Source organism: Paenibacillus sp. W2I17 (genome assembly GCF_030815985.1).
Lineage (GTDB): Bacteria > Bacillota > Bacilli > Paenibacillales > Paenibacillaceae > Paenibacillus.
In genome coordinates, this window is record NZ_JAUSXM010000001.1 from 6,942,635 (window position 1) to 6,961,310 (window position 18,676).

Consider the following 18,676-nt stretch of genomic DNA (forward strand, 5'->3'; position numbering starts at 1 on the left):
ACGGCTTAAATAAGCTGATTGTGTGAAGTACCAAGTAAGAGCTTTTTTACACTATGAATCAGATAGATTAGAGCAACATTTAGAGCACAGACACTCATCTATTTATATGGATTTTAAGCACCACCAAATACACTGCCCGGAGGGAATATCATGGAGAATCAACAATTCCACACATTACTGAATGCGATTGAAAATAAAGAAGCTGTACTCGGCGTCGTCGGGCTCGGTTACGTAGGACTTCCACTTGCCGTGGAAATGGTCAATCAAGGTTTCACGGTAATCGGAATTGATCTGGATGCGTCGAAAGTAGAAAGTATCTATCAAGGAGATTCCTATATTCACGATATTTCGTCCGATGAGTTGAAAAAAGTAATGCAAAGCGGCCGTTTCCAGCCAACGACAGATTACAGTATGCTGCGCGTGATCGACGCACTCAGTATCTGTGTACCGACACCGCTTAGTGAGAATCAGGACCCGGATACGTCTTACATCGAGACCGTTGTGGATCAGATCAAACTGCACATGAAACCAGGCATGCTGATTACGCTGGAGAGCACCACTTATCCAGGTACCACCGAAGAACTGATCCAGCAGCAGCTGGACAAGATCGGACAAGAAGCAGGTAAAGACTATTTCCTCTGCTTCTCGCCTGAGCGTGTGGACCCGTCGAACGGACGTTTCACAACATTTAATACGCCGAAAGTAATCGGGGGCACGACTGAAGCCTGCCTGAAACTCGGAACAGCATTATATAGCAAGTATGTAGAAACCGTAGTACCGGTATCTTCGCCGAAAGTGGCTGAGATGTCCAAACTGCTGGAGAACACATTCCGCAGCGTGAACATTGCCTTTGTAAATGAAATGGCGATGATGTGTGACCGCATGGGCATTGATATCTGGGAAGTTATTGACGCGGCAGCGACGAAACCATTTGGTTTCATGCCATTCTATCCAGGCCCAGGCATCGGTGGACACTGCATTCCGCTTGATCCGATGTACCTGTCATGGAAGGCCAAAGGCTTCCGTTTCTATAGCAAATTCATTGAGCTCGCGCAATCCACCAATGACAACATGCCATATTATGTATTGAACAAAACGTCAACGATTCTGAACGAATACGCTAAATCCGTACGTAAATCCAATATTCTGCTCCTCGGCATGTCGTACAAGCCTAATATTGCCGACCTGCGTGAATCACCAGGACTGGAAGTATATGAACTGTTCAAGGAAAGTGGAGCTAACGTTAGCTACTACGATCCACATGCGGATTCCTTCCAGGACAAGCATGGGGAGACCGTACACAGCGAAGCGTTCAATCTGGAGCAGTTCAAGAAGTACGATTGCATCGTGCTGATCACCAACCACAGCGATTTGCCTTACTTTGATATTGCCGAGATGGGTGTACCGATTCTGGATACACGTAATGCGTTCCGTTCATACACACATCCGCATATCTACAAGATTGGTCACTCGGTACAGCATCCTGTGCTTGAGCCAAGTGAAGCGTTGCTCGTCTGAGGAAATATATGAGGCAACGGGGCAAACTGGTGGGTATGGCGAAATGGGCCATTCTGGCTGTGGTGTTGTGCCTGCTGCTTCTTTCCTGGATGTTCAAATGGTTCTCGGCAGAGGAACACAAAGCGACCTGGCTGTGGGACGCGTCCATTATTGCAGAGCAGACACCTGAGATTATTGCTTTCTCCAAAGAACAGGGCGTCGATACCATCTTCCTTCAAATCCAGGATGAGTTGCCTGACGCAACATACCGCAAATTCATTGCGGCTGCCCGACAGGCTGAGATTGAAGTGCATGGACTTAACGGTCATGCAGACTGGGCCTATGAGGAGAAGCGGGATGAAGGACTTGCTTTTATCGAGCGAGTACGAGCATACAATGCAGCTTCGGCCAAGAATGAACGTTTCGAAGGCATTCAACTGGATGTGGAGCCGTATCAGCTGAAGCGCTGGGAGAACGAGGAGAGCAGCGTCATTGCAGAGTGGCAGAACAACATGAAGGCCTGGACAAAAGCCGGCGAGGATGCCGGACTGTACATGAGCGCTGCCATTCCGTTCTGGCTTGATGCCCGTCAGTCGGCTGAAGGTGAGGGTACATTCAGTCGCTGGGTCATTTCCCACTTCGATGCGGTAGCTATTATGGCTTACCGGGATAGCGGACAGCAGATGTATGATCTGTCCAAGGAAGAACTGGACGAAGCGGATGATCTCGGCAAGAAAGTCTGGATCGGAGCGGAACTCGCGGATACACACGAGGGGGATCACCTGACCTTTTTCCGTAAACCGGTTAGCAATATGAATGAAGAAATGGCGAAGGTGTTCGATCTGGGTACCTCTCATTCTTCTTTTGCAGGTGTGGCTGTGCATCATTATGAAGCATGGTATGCCAAGAAGAATGGTATTCCGCTTGCGCGCAAGGATGAAAAGAAGGAATAGCGTTAGGTCAACGTAAAAAAGTTCCTAGTTTCAGGTAGTACGTGTAGTCAAGACTATAGTATAGAAAGAAGGCAAGTCCCGGGTAGATGGGGCTTGCCTTTTTTGGTGACGGATTTCGTAATGGTTTTGCAGCATTAGGATGTGCAGGATATGAAGCACAGGAGTCCATTGCAATTTGGTAGAGGCGACATCTTGCACAACCGTACACAAGGCGTGGTGCATGAGGCATGGATTATAGGCTGGGGAGCGAAAGGTCGCTCCCTCACTCTTTCGTGCTCTCCGCTGTGCGATAACGATTGGGCGGCAAACCGACTTGCTTTTTGAACGCTTTGGAGAAGGAGAACAAGTCCGGGTAACCTACGGAATGAGCCACTTCAGTTAAGCTTAGCGGCGTCTGCACCAGCAGGCGTTTGGCCTGATTCATTTTCAATTGTTGGATATATTGCACGGGGGACAGACCATAGGCTTTGCGGAACTGTTTGGCAAAATGGGTTCGATCCACACCCGCATGAGCGGACACACCTTCCACGGAGATGCCGCCTGCAAAATGAATGTCCATGTATTCCTTGCCTTTCTGGAGCCAAGGTGTGGCTGAATCCGGTTGCAATCCTTTGGTTGCAGGGGACCGGGCAATTCGGTCGAAGAGGTTTAGAAATCGGGTGAGTCGTCCCAGATCACTCGCTCCGTCCTGCGGTTTGCGAACATCCTCCATGAACGAGCGCATGGCACTTGCAGTCTCCGGCGTCAGTACACCTGAACGATACGGTGAGTCGGGTGTAAGTCCAATTCGGGAAAGCAGTTCGGCTGCATGTGCACCATCAAAAGCAATAAATATTTTCTGCAACGTGTTCTCTGGATCAGTCCAGTACTCATGGGGAACATGTGGAAACAGACAGAATGCATCCCTGGCTCGAAGGGCATGACGCTGTCCGTTTTGTATGAATGTACCTTCCCCCTCCAGCACAAATAGCAAATAATAATAAGGTGTAGTGCGCGGGCCAATATGATAGTTGGTCTTGGCTATATTACGGCCGATGCGAATCGGCCAGGCGCCACCAGCTTTCTCGAATTCAGATGGAGTGAAGAAAATAAGTTCCAAAAACTCATGGTGGTCCTCCTTCATGCTCTCGGTCATCAGGAACACCTCTTTATTATATAAGTATCGTTTGTACATTCTAAAATTTTCGCTTATAACCTATTATACAGGTGGGTTTTATATATATTCAAGATCACGAAGACCTAAATCTGAGAAAAGACCACAAAATGACAAAATAAAATTGCCGCGAAATGACATTGCTCACAGACAAATCAATTGTTATGATGTCGATACCTATTAAACCAAGTTAATTAATCGGTATTTGGAGCTTTCATACGAATAAAATGATCAGAAATTAGGCGCACTTTAAAAATAAGTTTCAAGAGATGCCAACGTAGTGGAGGGGACGAAATCGATTCTGAAGAAGCGAAGCGGTCGCCTTTATCCTAGAATTTTTACCTTTAAAAAAGGAGAATCAAAAAAATTCAAGGATAACAGTGATCGGAAGAACGATTCGTACCCGGAACGTCAAGGAGGCGTAACAGTAACTTTTTTTAACATGAGACTTTATTTATTCATAGAAGGGATTGACTTTTGTGAGCGAACAGGAAGATATGAAGTTTGGATGGTTTTTGCCTACAGCAGGGGATGGCAAGTATGTGGGGGTTGCCCCGGAGCGGGAGCCGAGTCTGGATTATCTGATCGATGTGGCACAGACGGCGGAGAAGGCAGGATTCGAATTTGTACTGATTCCGACTGGGGGAGCCTGTCTGGACGCATGGGTGGTCGGCTCAGCTGTGATGAGTCACACGAAGGCATTGCGTCCCCTTGTCGCCATTCGCCCGGGATTGGTTACACCCGTACTCGCTGCACGCATGGGAGCCGCACTGGATCAGCTATCGGGTGGTCGCGCCATGATCAATGTGGTGACAGGCAGTTCTGTTCGCGATCTGGAGGAACTCGGCGATCCGCTGGCACATGCGCATGATGAACGATATGTGCGGGCGAGCGAATATATGGAAGTCATGAAGCGTTCATGGACCCAATCGACGGGACTGAATCTGACGGAGTTTGCTGGAAGTGGTTCAAAATCTGGCGCAGATGCACCCAGCGATCCCAATCCTGAATTCAACGGCCAGTATTACAATTTCAAAGGACCGGTAGGCATGCCGGAGACGGTGCAAAATCCGCATCCACCATTTTATCTGGGAGGAAGTTCTCCAATTGCCAAGAAGGTCGCTGTTGAACATGCGGATACGTTCCTGATGTGGGGCGAGCCTCATGACTGGATTCAGGAGCAGATCGAAGAGATTGAGGTCATTCGTCAGCAGGTGAAAGAGGAAACGGGACAAGATCGTCAACTCCGTTACGGCATGCGTGCTCAGGTACTCATTCGGGATACCGAAGAAGAAGCATGGGCAGCAGCTTGGGAGATTATTAGCAAAGTACCACCAGAAGCAATCGAGAAAGCCAAAGCCGCTTTTGCCGAGACGGATGCAACCAACCAACGCAGACAAAACGAGCTACGGGAACTGTCCGAGAAGCAGCAGTTTGTCGTAGGTCCCAACCTGTGGACAGGCTTGTCCGTTGTGCGTTCCGGCGGTGCGATCCTCATTGTGGGTACAGCCGAACAAGTCGCAGAACGTTTGATGGAATATGGAGATCTTGGCGTGACAACCTTCATTCTGTCCGGTTACCCGCATCTGGAAGAAGCCGAGATCTTCGGCCGGACCGTGATGCCCATCATTCGCGAGAAATGGAAAACAAGACAGAAGCAGCATTCCGTTACTACCAATTAAGTAAGTTAACTTTTTTTACACTTTAACGGAGAGGGCAGAACCGATCTGAAGAAGCGAAGCGTTCGCCTTTATCCCCGGATTTTAACCATTGAGAAAAATGATTCAAAAAATCCGGGGATAACAGCGATCGGAAGATGGTACTGCACTCGGAGTGCCCCGTGTAAAAACATTCGTGCTACTTACATCAATCATCTTTCAGGAGGTCACCTTTTCATGAAAAAAAATAAAAAATTGATCCTGCCGCTTGTCAGTATGCTGGTCATGTCCATCCTGCTGTCAGCTTGCGGCGGCGGGGATAACGCGTCATCTGGAGAGAACGGCTCCTCGGGTTCAGGTAAAGTTACGATCAGCTTCATGCACTGGCGTGGAGAAGATGTGGAAGCACTGAATAAGAGCATTGACGCATTTGAAACAGCAAACCCGAACATCAAAGTGGAGATGCAGACGCTGCCCTCCGATCAATATCAGTCCACCGTACAATCCAAAATCAGTGACGGTTCGGTAGGGGATGTATTTGCTTCCTTCCCGGGTGCACAGTTCGAAGCTTTCACCAAAGCCGGCTTGTTCACGGATCTGACCGGATCATCGTTTCTGTCGGCCTACAATTCCAAGCTGATTGAATCAGGACAGCACGATGGCAAACAATATGCAATTCCGTATCAACTCGTATATAACGATCCAATCTATAACGTAAAACTGTTTGAACAATACGGCTTGACGCCACCAACCGATTGGGAAGGCTTCCTGGCACTTTGCCAGAAGCTGAAAGACAATGGCATCATTCCGATTGCCTTTGCCGGAGCGGACATTGGTCCAGGACAATTCATGAATACGATGGTGATGAACAATGCACCGAGTGACGACATTTTTACCAAAGTAGAAGCGGGCGAAGCCAAACTGACAGATGAGTTTTGGGTGAAAACATTGACTCAATTCAAGGAACTGAACGATAAAGGTTACTTCCAGCAGGATGCACTGGGTACGAAAGACCCTGCGGCTGGAGCGCTGTTTATTCAAGAGAAAGCAGCGATGCTGGCAAGTGGATCATATCAATTGGCTCAGAACAAGCAGCAGAATCCGAACCTGGAGCAAAAACTGCTTGCACCGATTACAGTAAGTGCAGATCAAGCGAAGTATGAAGGAGTGCATACCACTACGTTCATGCTTGCGGTGAACAGCAAGTCGAAACATCCGGAAGAAGCGAAGAAGTTCCTCGAATTCCTGAGTAATCCCGATGTAGCGAGTGACTACGCCAACCAGACAGGACAGAATGTAACGGTGAGTGATGTGAAGTACGATACGCCTGAGCTTCAGGTAGCCGGAGAATGGGCTAGCAAAAAGACTGTGTTCCAGCCACGGTTCACCATCCTGAACGGAGATAATCAAAAAGCCGTAACCAACTCCATCCAGGCTGTACTGAGCGGCACTTCTCCGGAAGAAGCAGCACAGCAGGCACAAGCGATCATTGATCAGCATATCGGGAAATAAAGGATGAAAAACCGTCTTCAGCTATCCCTGTTTCTGATCCCCGGATTGCTGCTGTACGTTGGATTGTTCGTATTTCCTACATTGACGGGGCTGTTCTATTCCTTTACGGACTGGGATGGGGTATCCCCGTCGTATGCATTTGTAGGGCTGGATAATTACAAGGACAGTCTCAGCAGCATCGTATTCCGCAAAGCCTTTGGCAACAACGTGGAGTTCATGTTAACGGTTGTTATTGCACAAACCTTTATTTCACTTGTCCTGGCCCTGCTCCTGGTACGCAATACCAAGACACGCATTGTGCTTCGGGCGTTGTATTTCCTGCCTGCGATTCTCTCCTCCGTATCGGTAGGACTGATCTGGGCCTTCATGTATGATCCATCTATCGGACTAATCAACTATGGACTGAATGAAGCGGGGATGAGCAGCATCGCTCGTAACTGGATTGGTGATCCCAAGATCGCCATCTATTCCATCGCTGCGGTACAGGTCTGGGCCCATGCTGGCCAGATGATGATTGTATTTATCGCGGGTCTGCAAGGCATTCCGGCAGAACTGTATGAAGCGGCTCGCATGGACGGCGGCAGCAAATGGCAGGTATTCCGTACCGTGACCTGGCCACTGCTGGCACCTTCGGCGACGATTGTTGTGGCCTATACGACGATTCAGTCGTTCAAGGCATTTGACCTCATTTTCACCATGACGGACGGAGGCCCGAACTATGCAACTGAAATTTTGACAACATATATCTATCATACCGCCTTTGGCAGCTATTCATTTGGTCTGGCTTCTGCCGGTTCCATGATCTTCCTGGTGTTGCTCGCGCTCTTGACTCTGTTGCAGTTCAAGGCGCTACGAGCTGACCGGGTAAGCTATTGAGGTTAATGCTGGAGCATTCATCCTGCAACCGAGGCAGAGGGGAGTTCACATGTTTTTAAAATGGTTCAATCGCCTGATCCTATTGGTGTACGCGCTGCTGATTCTTGTGCCGCTGTACTTTGTATTTGTATCCTCGTTCAAAACAAGCAGCAACTTCTTCACCAGTCCATTCAGCTGGCCGGACCCGTTTACGTGGGATAACATCACTGGCATGTTCCGCAATCAGCCGATGTGGCAATATTTCGGAAACAGTCTGGTCGTGACGCTTGGTACGGTTGCAATTGAGTTATTGCTGAGTAGCATGATTGCTTACGCCATTGTCCGCTGGGGCGGGAGTGTAGGCAAAATCGTGTTTGCTCTGTTCGTAGCAGGGTTGATCGTTCCTTCCCAAGTGAGTATGCTGCCGATCTATTCTCTCACGCGTACACTCGGGTGGTCGGACAGTTTCACGGGATTGATTGTGGTATCTGCCGCGATGCTGATGCCTGTATCTGTATTTATGCTGACAGGTTTCATGCGCATGCTCAATTCGGAGATTCTGGAAGCGGGCAGTATGGATGGAGCCAGCGAATGGAGACTCTATACCCGGATTGCACTGCCACTGGCTGCACCTTCGCTGGCGGCAACGGCTACGTTCCTGCTCGTCATGGTATGGAATGACTTGCTTATTCCGATGCTGATGCTCAGCAGTAAGTCCAAGCTCACTTTACCTCTCGCGCTTATGCAGTTCCGCGGGGAATATGTGACGAACTATCCGATGATGCTTACGGGTGTGCTGGTAACGGCCATTCCGATGATTGCATTGTTCCTTCTGCTCCAGCGTTACTTTGTTGCAGGTCTGACAGCGGGTTCACTCAAGGGGTAAGGTATCGCAGAAATCGGAAGGAAAAGCTTATTTTGCATTGATTTCTGGAGCATTCTGCATAATAATGATTTAGTGTCAGAATGACTACATAGAGATCAAGGGAGCTATAAGTGATGAGCAAACTGGAAGTATTGCGGAATCCCAAGCAGCGCAAGCTGCTGTTCAGTGCCGGCATGAGCTGGCTGTTTGATGCGATGGAAGTTGGCATGATCTCCTTTATCGTGGCTGCACTCGCCAAGGAATGGAGTCTCAGTCCCGGACAAGTTGGCGTGCTTACGAGTATTAACTCCATTGGTATGGCACTAGGTGCTTTGCTTGCAGGTGCACTTGCGGACCGTTTTGGACGGAAGGCCATACTGATGTGGACCTTGTTAATCTTTACGATTGCAAGCGGTCTGTCTGCATTGGCGACTGGATTTGCCGTATTGTGTGCACTGCGTCTGGTTGCAGGCATTGGACTCGGCGGAGAGCTGCCCGTGGCATCCACACTGGTATCGGAGTCGATGCCTACAGCAGAACGTGGACGTGCCGTTGTATTATTGGAAAGTTTCTGGGCAGGAGGCTGGATTGTATCGGCGCTCATTGCCAACTTTGTCATTCCGGAGTACGGATGGAGAATTGCTTTTGCCATTGGTGCACTTCCGGCGTTCTATGCATTATATCTGCGTCGTGCCATTCAGGACCCGCCGCGGTACAAGAATCATACCAAGCTTCATAAAATCACGTTCCGCGAGAAAGTGGCTACCGTCTGGTCAGCACCACATCGCCGTACAACGTTGATGCTCTGGATTTTGTGGTTTACCGTCATTTTCTCTTATTATGGAATGTTCCTGTGGCTGCCTTCGGTCGTGATGGCAAAAGGATTCACGTTGGTTAAAAGTTTCCAATACGTGCTGATCATGACGATCGCACAGTTGCCAGGTTACTTCACCGCGGCGTACTTCATTGAACGTTACGGTCGCAAGTTCGTACTTGTAGTGTATCTTACTTTGACTGCATTTAGTGCGATTGCGTTTGGATTGGCTACAACGGAAGCCACAATCCTGACCGCAGGAATCTGTCTATCCTTCTTCAATCTGGGAGCTTGGGGTGGTCTGTACGCCTACAGCCCGGAATTGTATCCGACTTCCGTTCGTTCGACAGGTGTTGGACTTGCCACATCGGTTGGCCGAATCGGTGGTGTACTTGCCCCATTAATGGTCGGTATGCTGGTTCAACGTGAAGTTGCGATCAGCCTGATTTTCACGATTTTCTTCGTGACAATCCTCATTGGCGCAGCGGCTGTACTGTTCTGGGGCCGGGAAACAAAGGGTCAGGAACTGGCCGAGTAATTGTCAATAAATACAACGCAACTTTTGTACGGGTCTGCCTGCCTACGGAAATAACGGGTTGGACAAGCGGTATATGGTTGATACAAGAAGGGGCATGACCATGGTGTGACCATGGGCTCATGCCTCTTTTTGTTATGTTCAGCATCGGTTTTTCACTGCGTCATCAGTCCGATAGACTTCATTTTTTCTATATCCTATAATGACACTCGGGATGTCCAACCGTGAGGATTCAGTAGAAAGATGTGGGATCTGGATTCAGAAAAGTGGAGGTTAATGGAATGATGAAGAACAATATTGGAATGGATCAACCGAATGAAATGAATGAAAAGAATATGATAATCGAATTAGATAGCGTGAGTGAGATGAAAGAGATGAAGGTGGTAAGCCATATGAACAGTAATGAACGGACTACAGTTGATAGCACAAATGAGGGGCTGGATCTATTAACGTTTGCTGACAACATGGAGCCTATCACTGTCAGTCGGAAAGTCACTCATGGGAAGGGGAACACGGCTGGCAAAAGAGCAGGGCGGGTCAGCTTGCTTCTCGGTGCCTGCGCATTGACTCTGGGATTGACCGTGGCAGCTCCTTCTGCGGGAGCACAGAAGTTGGAACAGGGCGTTCGTAGCGAGCATGTGCTGCAATTGCAGGAGCAATTAAGCGATCTGGGCTACTTCGATGCTGGAATGACTGGATATTACGGTACCATCACCAAAGGTGCTGTCCGCAAGTTCCAGCAGGCGCAGGGACTGAGTGCAGACGGCGTTGCAGGTCCAGCGACGCTGAACAGGCTGAACAAAAAGGCCAAAGCAGAGGGCGAAACGCTGCGCCAGTTGGCGAAGCTGATCCATGGTGAAGCGCGCGGAGAATCTTTTGAAGGGCAAGTCGCTGTAGGAGCGGTTGTGTTGAATCGGGTACATTCGAGTGAATTCCCGTCGTCTATTTCGAAGGTTATTTTCCAGAAAGGGCAATTCACGGCTATAGACGATGGCCAGTTTAATACCAAGCCAACCCAGACCTCTTACAGGGCTGCTCGCAAGGCTTTGAATGGCGCTGATCCGACGAACGGAGCGCTCTATTATTACAATCCGAAGATTGCCACGTCGGTGTGGAGTAAGAGCAGGCCGACGCTGCTGACCATTGGGCAGCATGATTTTACGAGATGAGATAGTTTGAGTTTATAGATAGAACAAATGTATTTTCTTAATACAACAAGCAACCCCGGCTGTATGCTGCTCATCTGCAGGTACATGGCCGGGGTTTAATAATTATTATATCGTGGAAAAATGGTATCTTAAAATTGAAGAAAATATAAGTTTAATATTACTTCTGGACCGTGAAAGGGATATTCAATGAAGTAGGCTCTACAATGGTTTCTCCAGTATCATAGTCATAGATTCTATTGAAAACCAATTCAATGGATTCCAGCTTGTCGGGGTCATCTGTGTATACTAAACCATAGCCCATATTATCCATGACCACGCCGTCATATTGATGATAAACATAGGGTTTTCTCATGAAATTACGATCCGCTGAGATGGGTTTGCCAGTGTTCGGATGGATGGAATTCAAACCGTAAAATCCGATATTTTGATCCGTTGTATTTTCCACACTGTAGATGATTTTGATATAAGTTATATTAGGACCGATATCTTCTTGATTCAGAATAGAAATGTTTTTACGAGTATCATCTGGAATATCACTAGCCTCTAATAATTGAGCATCCATCATATGAATAGTTAAAGGGCCGAATTCAATACTTTGCTTCAGAGGGACAGTTTTTAACAATTTTAATTGTCCGCCGTAATCAAATGTACCTGTATCTCCGGATTTGGATAGAAGCGGTGGTAGTGCGCTTTCCAAAAGCTTGTCCTGAAGAATTTTAGCGGCCTGCTCAAATTGATTATAGTCTGGTTCAAGTCCTTTGTATGTTAGTTCAGAACGGAAAGGCTTTAAACCGGATTCCAAGACAAGTTCAGAATAAGCAGGGTGAGGCTGTAACGGATTGACTTCCAGTTGTGTAGATGTGGCATCATTGGAGCTGTCTGAACCGCCCAAAAGTGCGAGAGCGAGCAGTAGTTGAACAATAAACATAAGAAGCGGCACCCTTTCTCTTAGACCCTATTAATTTAAATGCATTTTATTTATAATCATAACAAAACAGATCATGGTGACTCATGAGAATATCGACCCAACTTCAGGTAATAGCATATTGACAAGTTTTGATCTGATATAGTAGCAAGGGCCTATTCCTAATAAGCGGGTTCAATCAGTTTGGTGAATTTCGGATCATTAGAATATAAATTAAAGTTAGGGTGAGTAAAATGAAGTTGCTAAAGACCTCATTAGTTATAATGGTAGTAGTGGTCATTGCTTCTTTTTCATGGTATGGCTCTTATAAGAGTGACATGAAGAAGCTGGAGGATGAATTGAGAACATATTTAACCGTCGAAAAAGGAATAGATGAGAATACGATTATAAGCATCACCGCTCGTCGAAGCAAAATGCCGATGTATCCTGTTGTCGTCAAATTCAAGGACAATCCCCAGGAATATATCTACAACTATACAGATGAATGGATTCAGCTGACGCCTGATCCGAATGAATAAAGCAATCATACTTACTAAGACAAAGAGGATAATATGCTTCACCATTGGATTCGCCTGTCCAATCCTGTACAATGGATAACGACAAAAACAACGGTAGATTAAGGATGGATCAGCACGATGAGAATTATCATATCACCAGCTAAAAAGATGAAGATCGATACCGATCTTATGGCTATCGCGCAGATGCCGCAGTTTATAAACGAATCAGAACAGCTATTGAGTCTGCTTCAAGAGTTATCCTATGAGGAACTCAAAGCGATGTGGAAGTGTAACGATGTAATCGCCGAACAGAACGTGGAGCGGATTCAGAATATGAATATTAAAGCAAATCTGACACCAGCAATCTATGCCTATGAGGGCATTCAGTATCAGTATATGGCTCCGGGTGTTTTTCAAGATGAGGAACTGGCGTATCTTCAGCAGCATTTACGTATTTTATCCGGTTTTTATGGCATGTTACGGCCTTTGGATGGGGTTAACCCTTATCGGTTGGAGATGCAGGGCAAGTTGCAAGGTCCAGGTTTCAAAACGCTCTATCAATTCTGGGGTAGCAAACTCGCAGATCAGCTTCAATCTGAAAGCAACTACATCCTAAATCTGGCTTCCAAAGAGTATAGCAAAAACATCACGCCTTTTCTGAGCGAGGAAACTCGCTTTATCACTTGTGTTTTTGGACAAATGGTTGATGGGAAGCTTGTTGAAAAGGCAACCCGGGCCAAAATGGCTAGAGGTGAGATGGTACGTTATATGGCAGAGCGTAAAATTACAGATGTGAAGGACGTAAGAAACTTTGATCGGTTAGAGTTTGTTTTTTCAGAAGAGAAATCGGATGAGAGTACGTATGTGTTTATATATACAGAGGAAAAGTAGTTTGTATTATGTGAGCAGATTATAATGATAAGTGCTTTTTACTAAAAAGTCGCCATCCGGCGGCTTTTGTTGTATGCAGCAACCTTTTGGAGGATGCTCTTACGAGCATCACTTACTACCGAAAATTGATTATTTAATCAGATTGATTCCAAATGTCATCGAAGTATAAAAGAAACAGTCCTTATCATTGAGGACTAAATTACTATTACCGCTTTATCATTTTTCTGCTCCTATGGTTTGCGCTTGGAACCATGATGCCGACCAGCGGTTACGCACTTTCGGATCCATCAACTTCCATAATAATGAACGAGAGTAGCCGTAGCGGTCTCAATACTTCTACGGGGGAGAGCGTAAAATATATTGTGTAAATAGAAAAAGGAAGACCCTTTCACAGCTTTCCCAAACCGATCTGGAGAAGCCTGTATCCGACGCACTTGATCGAATCGTTTAACAAGCAAATCAAGAAATACACGAACCGGAAAGAGCAATGTAATACTACTCTTACCAAAATAAATAAAAAATGCTCATGGCCAAATTCAATTAGAATGAAAGTTATCAAAACATTTCACACCAGAAGAATTCACCATGAGCTAAACAAACCTAGTATAATCGAACGTAGCAGCTAGAAAAATGCTCTATAAGCAGAGCAATATCAGTGTGGAACTCCTCAGATATGCCATTATTCACAGCGTGTTGTCCTTACATTTTTAAAGCAAATGTCCGCCAGACACTTCAATGTCCTGAGCTGTAACCCAGCCGAAATCATCGGACAATACATTCACAATGACCTTCGCAATATCTTCGGGTTGGCCTATTCTGCCAAATAAAGATTGCTCAGCCAGCGGCTTGACGAATTCAGGATGCTTATCGAATACTCCATCCCCAAAATTGCTATGCGTAGGGCCGGGAGAAACCGCGTTGACCCGAATTTTTTCGAGGTGCAAGTTCTTTGGCGATATAGCGAGTCCAAGTTGAGAATGCTGCTTTTAACGAGCCGTAGGCGGAGTATCCTGGAAATGATTGATTCTTGGATGAACTCGTGGTATTTACGATGGCTCCAGCATCACTCATGAATTGGACGAGGTGTTGTGTTAGAAAAACCGGTCCTTTAAAGTTCGTATTAATAATTTTGTCGAAGTACTCTTCGCTCATCTCAGTGAACATCATTGGCCCGCCAATACCGCCATTATTAACTAAGTAATCAAAAGTCGTGCTGTCCCAAATTTCTTTGAGGCTCTTTTTTACTTCTAGAACGAAACCTTCGAATGTTGATATTTGAGTCAGATCCAACTTCAGTGCTACAGCCCGAACTCCGTTGTTCTTCTCAATTTCCTTAACGACAGCTTCCGCCCGGTCCTTATAGGAATTGTACGTGAGAATGACGCTAATTCCGCGCTTACCAAGCTCAAGAGCCGTCGCTTTTCCAATGCCATTACTTCCACCTGTTACAATCGCAATTTTCATAAAATCCTCCTTGTTTTGTGTTTGATCTGTCTTCAATTTTAGTCGCATCTATTGAAATAATATAGATCTAATAATGCCTATTGGTTGCCTAAAAACACCATGTATGATTTCGATAAACCGAGAATATCCCTTCTCTTTATTATAAGATGATCCTAAAAATGCCGATGTGTGTCTGAGTTGTATTGAGGGATAATGTGATAAAATAAGTGCATGAATAAAATTGTAGATGAAATTATTGATCTAATGAAAAGTGCAGGAACTCGACCAATTGAAACCGGAGTGCCGGGGCTATGGATGATTAAGGGAGACATTCCCGCACATCAACTCGCAGCGCTCTACGAGCCGATGATTGGATTTACGGTTCAAGGAACAAAGATTCTATCCATCGGGGGGCGTAGCACTACACTAGAAGGGCCCTCGTATTACGTCGTACCGGTACATGTTCCCGCAACGGCGAGTGTACATCCAGACCGTGATGGCCGTCCTTACATGTCCCTTGGTCTTGAGTTGAATCAGAATGTTCTTCAGAGTTTATTAAGAGATCTTCCTGAAAATCTAATACCAACTGCTTCTGAGCATTTCGCAGCTTGTGAAATAGACATTGAGTTTATGGAGGCATGGCTACGCTTATTGCGATTAACGAATAAACCAAGAGATATTCCAGCTCTTGCACCAGCCTATGAACGCGAAATCCTTTATCGTGTTCTGATGGGATCACAAGGATGGTACCTGAGACAACTTGGTTTGTCGGAAAGTAATTTCTCTAAGATTTCTCAAATTGTAAAATGGTTACGCGATAATTTTATGAGGCCAATAGACATCGGTGAGATGGCATCAAAATCTGGTATGGCTATAAACACCTTTCACCGTCAGTTTAAACGTGCAACGGGTTTAAGTCCTATTCAATTTCAAAAGCAATTAAGGCTGTTGGAGGCTAGAAACCTCATTGCATATGAGGGCTATGCAGTAACCAGTGCAGCATATCAAGTTGGCTACCAGAGTCCTTCACAGTTTAATCGAGAGTACTCCCGCTTCTTCGGTTCATCTCCGGCTCGGGATACTAAGAAACTAAGACTAATCGAAAGCTCGAGGGATTAGTTAGCTGGAATCTTTTTGGTACAATCAAGGTATGTGGAGCGCGAGTATGGGGAAGTGTCCAGTCGATACCTAGAAGTCTATAATTATTAGTGCTCGGCGAAGTATTTCTCCTTTGCATAAGACGACAGCGACTATAAAAACAAGGTGTTGAGAGATTCGATTAAAGTATCGGTTGTATTGGATTTGAAGTAGGTAGATAAGCTGATGAAATAAAAAATAATCCTTGTCACTATTCTGTAGCAGGAGGCTGTATAGAAGGAAAAGCCTCTTTTAACTTGATGGTAGTGGGGAAGCATATGGTGTACGAGAAAAGACGCAGGGATGTATATCCCTGCGCTTGATCAAGAATCAAATCCGTGTCCATCAATCCAGATAGGATAAGGGATTGAAGCCACTACTTGTTTCCTCTGCTTTGTTCCACGCATCCTGGACTTCTTGAGATGCATTCTTCAAGGCGCCTGAACAAATGTACTAACATAATTGTTAGAAGAAGAGTGAGCTGCCATATCCAATTCAGGTGCGATTGAATTCGTATTTGGAGTTGATGGGTTTTTGGGCTTACTTCCCGTATTCCTCATGATAGAACCAGGATAGCCAATTCCTCCAATATTCATATTACATCCTTCCTGTTAACGAACATTAATCCAAGCGGTCCACTGTGTTGGAATATTAATGGAATAGACCGTACCTACAAATTGTCCGCCTGTACTAGGCGCTTCATAAACCCAAGAATGGGCAAAAGCATCTACGACACGATCACCGTCCAGATCAATAGCTTCAGACCAGTTGTTTGTCATTGTATTGCCGGCGAGTGTGCCGTAGTGACTGCTGTCATAACCGATCTGGAAAGTAATACACTGAATCCAAGCCCCGCCATGATCATTGGTCGTGGAGAGCGGGTTGTTGTTGAAGCCGTAAATTTCTTGACCACCATTAGGAGATACGACACCATATACATTAATGTGAGATACTTTCGGAGCAGGCGCAAACAGAACTGGACCACCCGCATTATCAGCCTTCTGCAATTCAAATTCAGCCTTAGCCGTTTTCACAGCTTCACGGAATTCTTTGGAATTAATAATTTCTTCCTTTGTCAACGGTTTGGCTTGAGTCACGTCACCGTCTGCATAGGCAGCTACATTAAATGAAAGCACTAGAACAAGAATAAGAGCTAAACTAATCAACTTTCTCATAGCAATAAATTCCACCTTTCTTGTTATGGGTATTCTTTTACAAAAACATGCGGTTACGACAAATAGACCTGCTTGCAGCTTAAAGCCTCTTGCCCTCCTCTCTTTTAAAGATGGTTCTTCCCCTTTTTTCTTTACTGAAAAAGAAATTAAGGAGGTAGAACTCTACAGGCTAGAAAACTCTATGAAGTAGGAATGTATATGTAAAATGAATGCCTGCCAATGATTAGGTGTTGCAGACAAAAAGTAAAACTCGTTTGTACGTATTAATATCTTAGCTAGTAGTAGTTCCTAATATCGGTTGAAAATGAGATCTTAAAATAAATATTAAAATTTGTAATATATTCCATTTATATAAACATATAGTACTCCTGAGCATCGGTACAAGTCAAGTTTATTCATTAATGCCATGAATAGTTAAAGTCTTTTGCTCGTCGCAGTAAAAATGCCACAGTATCCTGTAGTCGTCAAATTGAAGGACAACCCTCAGGAACATGTATACACATGCAGAGAAATGTAATGGGGCTGAAGGACGGATAAATCATTCTGAGCGTAGATTCATGCAGTGAAATCAGGAGGTTAGGCGGATGTATTGTACTAGTACTTCTGCTAACATAGGTTAAATCATATATTAGATGAGCGTGAAAACGGATGAGTACAATTAAGGTGACTCCTGAGCAACTACATCATGTATCCAATCAGGTGGATCAGGCCAGACAACAGTTGGAGCATATCGCAGTGAACTGACGAGACAGATCATGTTCTTTCAGATGATGTGGATGGGGGCGACGCAGGAGCGATTCTACTATGAGTTTGAACAGTCGCGCCCTATATTGGATAAAGCACTGGAGAGTATGGTGGGCATCTCCAAGGAACTCAAGGAGATCGTTACGCGATTTGAGAATGTCGATGCTGAAAAGGTGAGTCTTGGAAGTGCTGTTGGCGCTGCGGGTGCGGGAACGAGCAACGGTTATGTTGATTTAGGAAAATTAAAGAAAGTACAGTCAACTAAATTGAAATAGTGGGAGGAAATATTTTGATTGCTCAAATGAATGAGGAGATTTTTTTAACAAATTTATCTAAAGCAGTTCATGAGATAAAACAGGCTAGAAACATTTCGAGCGATATAGTTAAATTTGTCATAGAGCCTGTCGAGGAACGTGGGAAAATGTTAGATGGTGGTGATGAAATGATGAAACGTCTTGTGTTATCTAAAGAGAATATTGGTGGTAAAAAACTATTGTTAGAAGATGTTGTTGGGGTTTTAGGAGGGCTTTTTCCAAAAGCCCCCATATGGATTAATGTATCTTTTGTGGAAATTGAAGGAGATACCGCTATATTCAAATTGGAAACTAGTTTACGTTTTAGAAAACCAACCTTATTAAGGAATGCTGAAACAGGTCATGCACCTTTTAACGTGATTGTATAAGGTATGTAAAGATTGTTGTGTAATCTCTTTACAGAAACTCAATGGGGCTACCCAGTACGGAATGAGTCCATCATTCAACGAATAACAGCAGGTTGATCATGGTCAGATACCACCATTATTGACCTGTTCTTTTGTTATTTTCGTTTTCTTCCGGTTTATCAAAAGAATCGC

General features: G+C 45.4%; 18 protein-coding genes. 13 read left to right on the forward strand and 5 right to left on the reverse strand.

From position 1 onward, the window contains the following. Window positions 1-150: 150 nt before the first annotated feature. Both QF041_RS30900 and QF041_RS30905 read left to right on the forward strand, forming a co-directional pair. Entirely contained in the window at window positions 151-1,518 is a 1,368-nt protein-coding gene (locus tag QF041_RS30900) for a nucleotide sugar dehydrogenase (protein ID WP_076318928.1), read from the forward strand. Window positions 1,519-1,526: 8 nt separating this feature from the next. Then, window positions 1,527-2,450 (forward strand): hypothetical protein, encoded by a 924-nt coding sequence (locus QF041_RS30905; protein WP_307416818.1) that lies wholly within the window; start codon window positions 1,527-1,529, stop codon window positions 2,448-2,450. A gap of 262 nt (window positions 2,451-2,712) precedes the next feature. Here QF041_RS30905 and QF041_RS30910 read toward each other — a convergent pair whose 3' ends face one another. Beyond that, a complete protein-coding gene (locus QF041_RS30910; protein ID WP_307416819.1) occupies window positions 2,713-3,585 on the reverse strand; it encodes a helix-turn-helix transcriptional regulator in 873 nt (290 codons plus the stop codon). 515 nt (window positions 3,586-4,100) lie between these two features. Here QF041_RS30910 and QF041_RS30915 point away from each other — a divergent pair. The 6 genes from QF041_RS30915 (at window position 4,101) to QF041_RS30940 (ending at window position 11,011) form a co-directional block, all read left to right on the forward strand. Continuing rightward, window positions 4,101-5,285 (forward strand): LLM class flavin-dependent oxidoreductase, encoded by a 1,185-nt coding sequence (locus QF041_RS30915; RefSeq protein WP_307417091.1) that lies wholly within the window; start codon window positions 4,101-4,103, stop codon window positions 5,283-5,285. 213 nt (window positions 5,286-5,498) lie between these two features. After that, complete coding sequence (locus QF041_RS30920; RefSeq protein WP_307416820.1) at window positions 5,499-6,773, forward strand: ABC transporter substrate-binding protein; 1,275 nt, start codon at window positions 5,499-5,501, stop codon at window positions 6,771-6,773. A 3-nt stretch (window positions 6,774-6,776) separates the two neighbouring features. Then, window positions 6,777-7,649 (forward strand): carbohydrate ABC transporter permease, encoded by an 873-nt coding sequence (locus QF041_RS30925; RefSeq protein WP_017687487.1) that lies wholly within the window; start codon window positions 6,777-6,779, stop codon window positions 7,647-7,649. 49 nt (window positions 7,650-7,698) lie between these two features. Next, entirely contained in the window at window positions 7,699-8,514 is an 816-nt protein-coding gene (locus QF041_RS30930; RefSeq protein ID WP_307416821.1) for a carbohydrate ABC transporter permease, read from the forward strand. A 113-nt stretch (window positions 8,515-8,627) separates the two neighbouring features. After that, complete coding sequence (locus tag QF041_RS30935; protein WP_036614537.1) at window positions 8,628-9,845, forward strand: MFS transporter; 1,218 nt, start codon at window positions 8,628-8,630, stop codon at window positions 9,843-9,845. A 278-nt stretch (window positions 9,846-10,123) separates the two neighbouring features. Beyond that, a complete protein-coding gene (locus tag QF041_RS30940) occupies window positions 10,124-11,011 on the forward strand; it encodes a cell wall hydrolase (protein WP_307416822.1) in 888 nt (295 codons plus the stop codon). Between the two features lie 157 nt (window positions 11,012-11,168). On the opposite strand, the gene QF041_RS30945 is transcribed toward QF041_RS30940, so the two are convergent. Next, the gene (locus QF041_RS30945) at window positions 11,169-11,939 is read right to left on the reverse strand and encodes a hypothetical protein (RefSeq protein WP_307416823.1); all 771 of its coding nucleotides are present in this window, start codon (window positions 11,937-11,939) and stop codon (window positions 11,169-11,171) included. A gap of 230 nt (window positions 11,940-12,169) precedes the next feature. Between QF041_RS30945 and QF041_RS30950 the strand changes: the two genes are divergently transcribed. Next, entirely contained in the window at window positions 12,170-12,454 is a 285-nt protein-coding gene (locus QF041_RS30950) for a DUF3139 domain-containing protein (protein ID WP_307416824.1), read from the forward strand. 117 nt (window positions 12,455-12,571) lie between these two features. Continuing rightward, window positions 12,572-13,324 (forward strand): peroxide stress protein YaaA, encoded by a 753-nt coding sequence (gene yaaA, locus QF041_RS30955; protein WP_307416825.1) that lies wholly within the window; start codon window positions 12,572-12,574, stop codon window positions 13,322-13,324. A 707-nt stretch (window positions 13,325-14,031) separates the two neighbouring features. Here yaaA and QF041_RS30960 read toward each other — a convergent pair. Together QF041_RS30960 and QF041_RS30965 are read right to left on the reverse strand one after the other, a co-directional pair. Next, window positions 14,032-14,268 (reverse strand): SDR family oxidoreductase, encoded by a 237-nt coding sequence (locus QF041_RS30960; protein ID WP_307416826.1) that lies wholly within the window; start codon window positions 14,266-14,268, stop codon window positions 14,032-14,034. After that, window positions 14,216-14,788 (reverse strand): SDR family NAD(P)-dependent oxidoreductase, encoded by a 573-nt coding sequence (locus QF041_RS30965; RefSeq protein ID WP_307416827.1) that lies wholly within the window; start codon window positions 14,786-14,788, stop codon window positions 14,216-14,218. The genes QF041_RS30960 and QF041_RS30965 overlap by 53 nt, the downstream gene beginning before the upstream one ends. 210 nt (window positions 14,789-14,998) lie before the next feature. On the opposite strand from QF041_RS30965, the gene QF041_RS30970 reads away from it, so the two are divergent. After that, window positions 14,999-15,886: an AraC family transcriptional regulator gene (locus QF041_RS30970; protein ID WP_307416828.1), complete on the forward strand. Its 888-nt coding sequence runs from the start codon at window positions 14,999-15,001 to the stop codon at window positions 15,884-15,886. Window positions 15,887-16,515: 629 nt separating this feature from the next. On the opposite strand, the gene QF041_RS30975 is transcribed toward QF041_RS30970, so the two are convergent. Further along, a complete protein-coding gene (locus QF041_RS30975; RefSeq protein WP_307416829.1) occupies window positions 16,516-17,079 on the reverse strand; it encodes a DUF4879 domain-containing protein in 564 nt (187 codons plus the stop codon). A gap of 755 nt (window positions 17,080-17,834) precedes the next feature. Between QF041_RS30975 and QF041_RS30980 the strand changes: the two genes are divergently transcribed. Beyond that, complete coding sequence (locus QF041_RS30980) at window positions 17,835-18,098, forward strand: WXG100 family type VII secretion target (RefSeq protein WP_307416830.1); 264 nt, start codon at window positions 17,835-17,837, stop codon at window positions 18,096-18,098. 26 nt (window positions 18,099-18,124) lie between these two features. Further along, window positions 18,125-18,505 carry a hypothetical protein gene (locus tag QF041_RS30985; protein WP_237175715.1) on the forward strand — a complete coding sequence of 127 codons (381 nt, stop codon included), beginning with the start codon at window positions 18,125-18,127 and terminating at the stop codon, window positions 18,503-18,505. Window positions 18,506-18,676 lie beyond the last annotated feature (171 nt).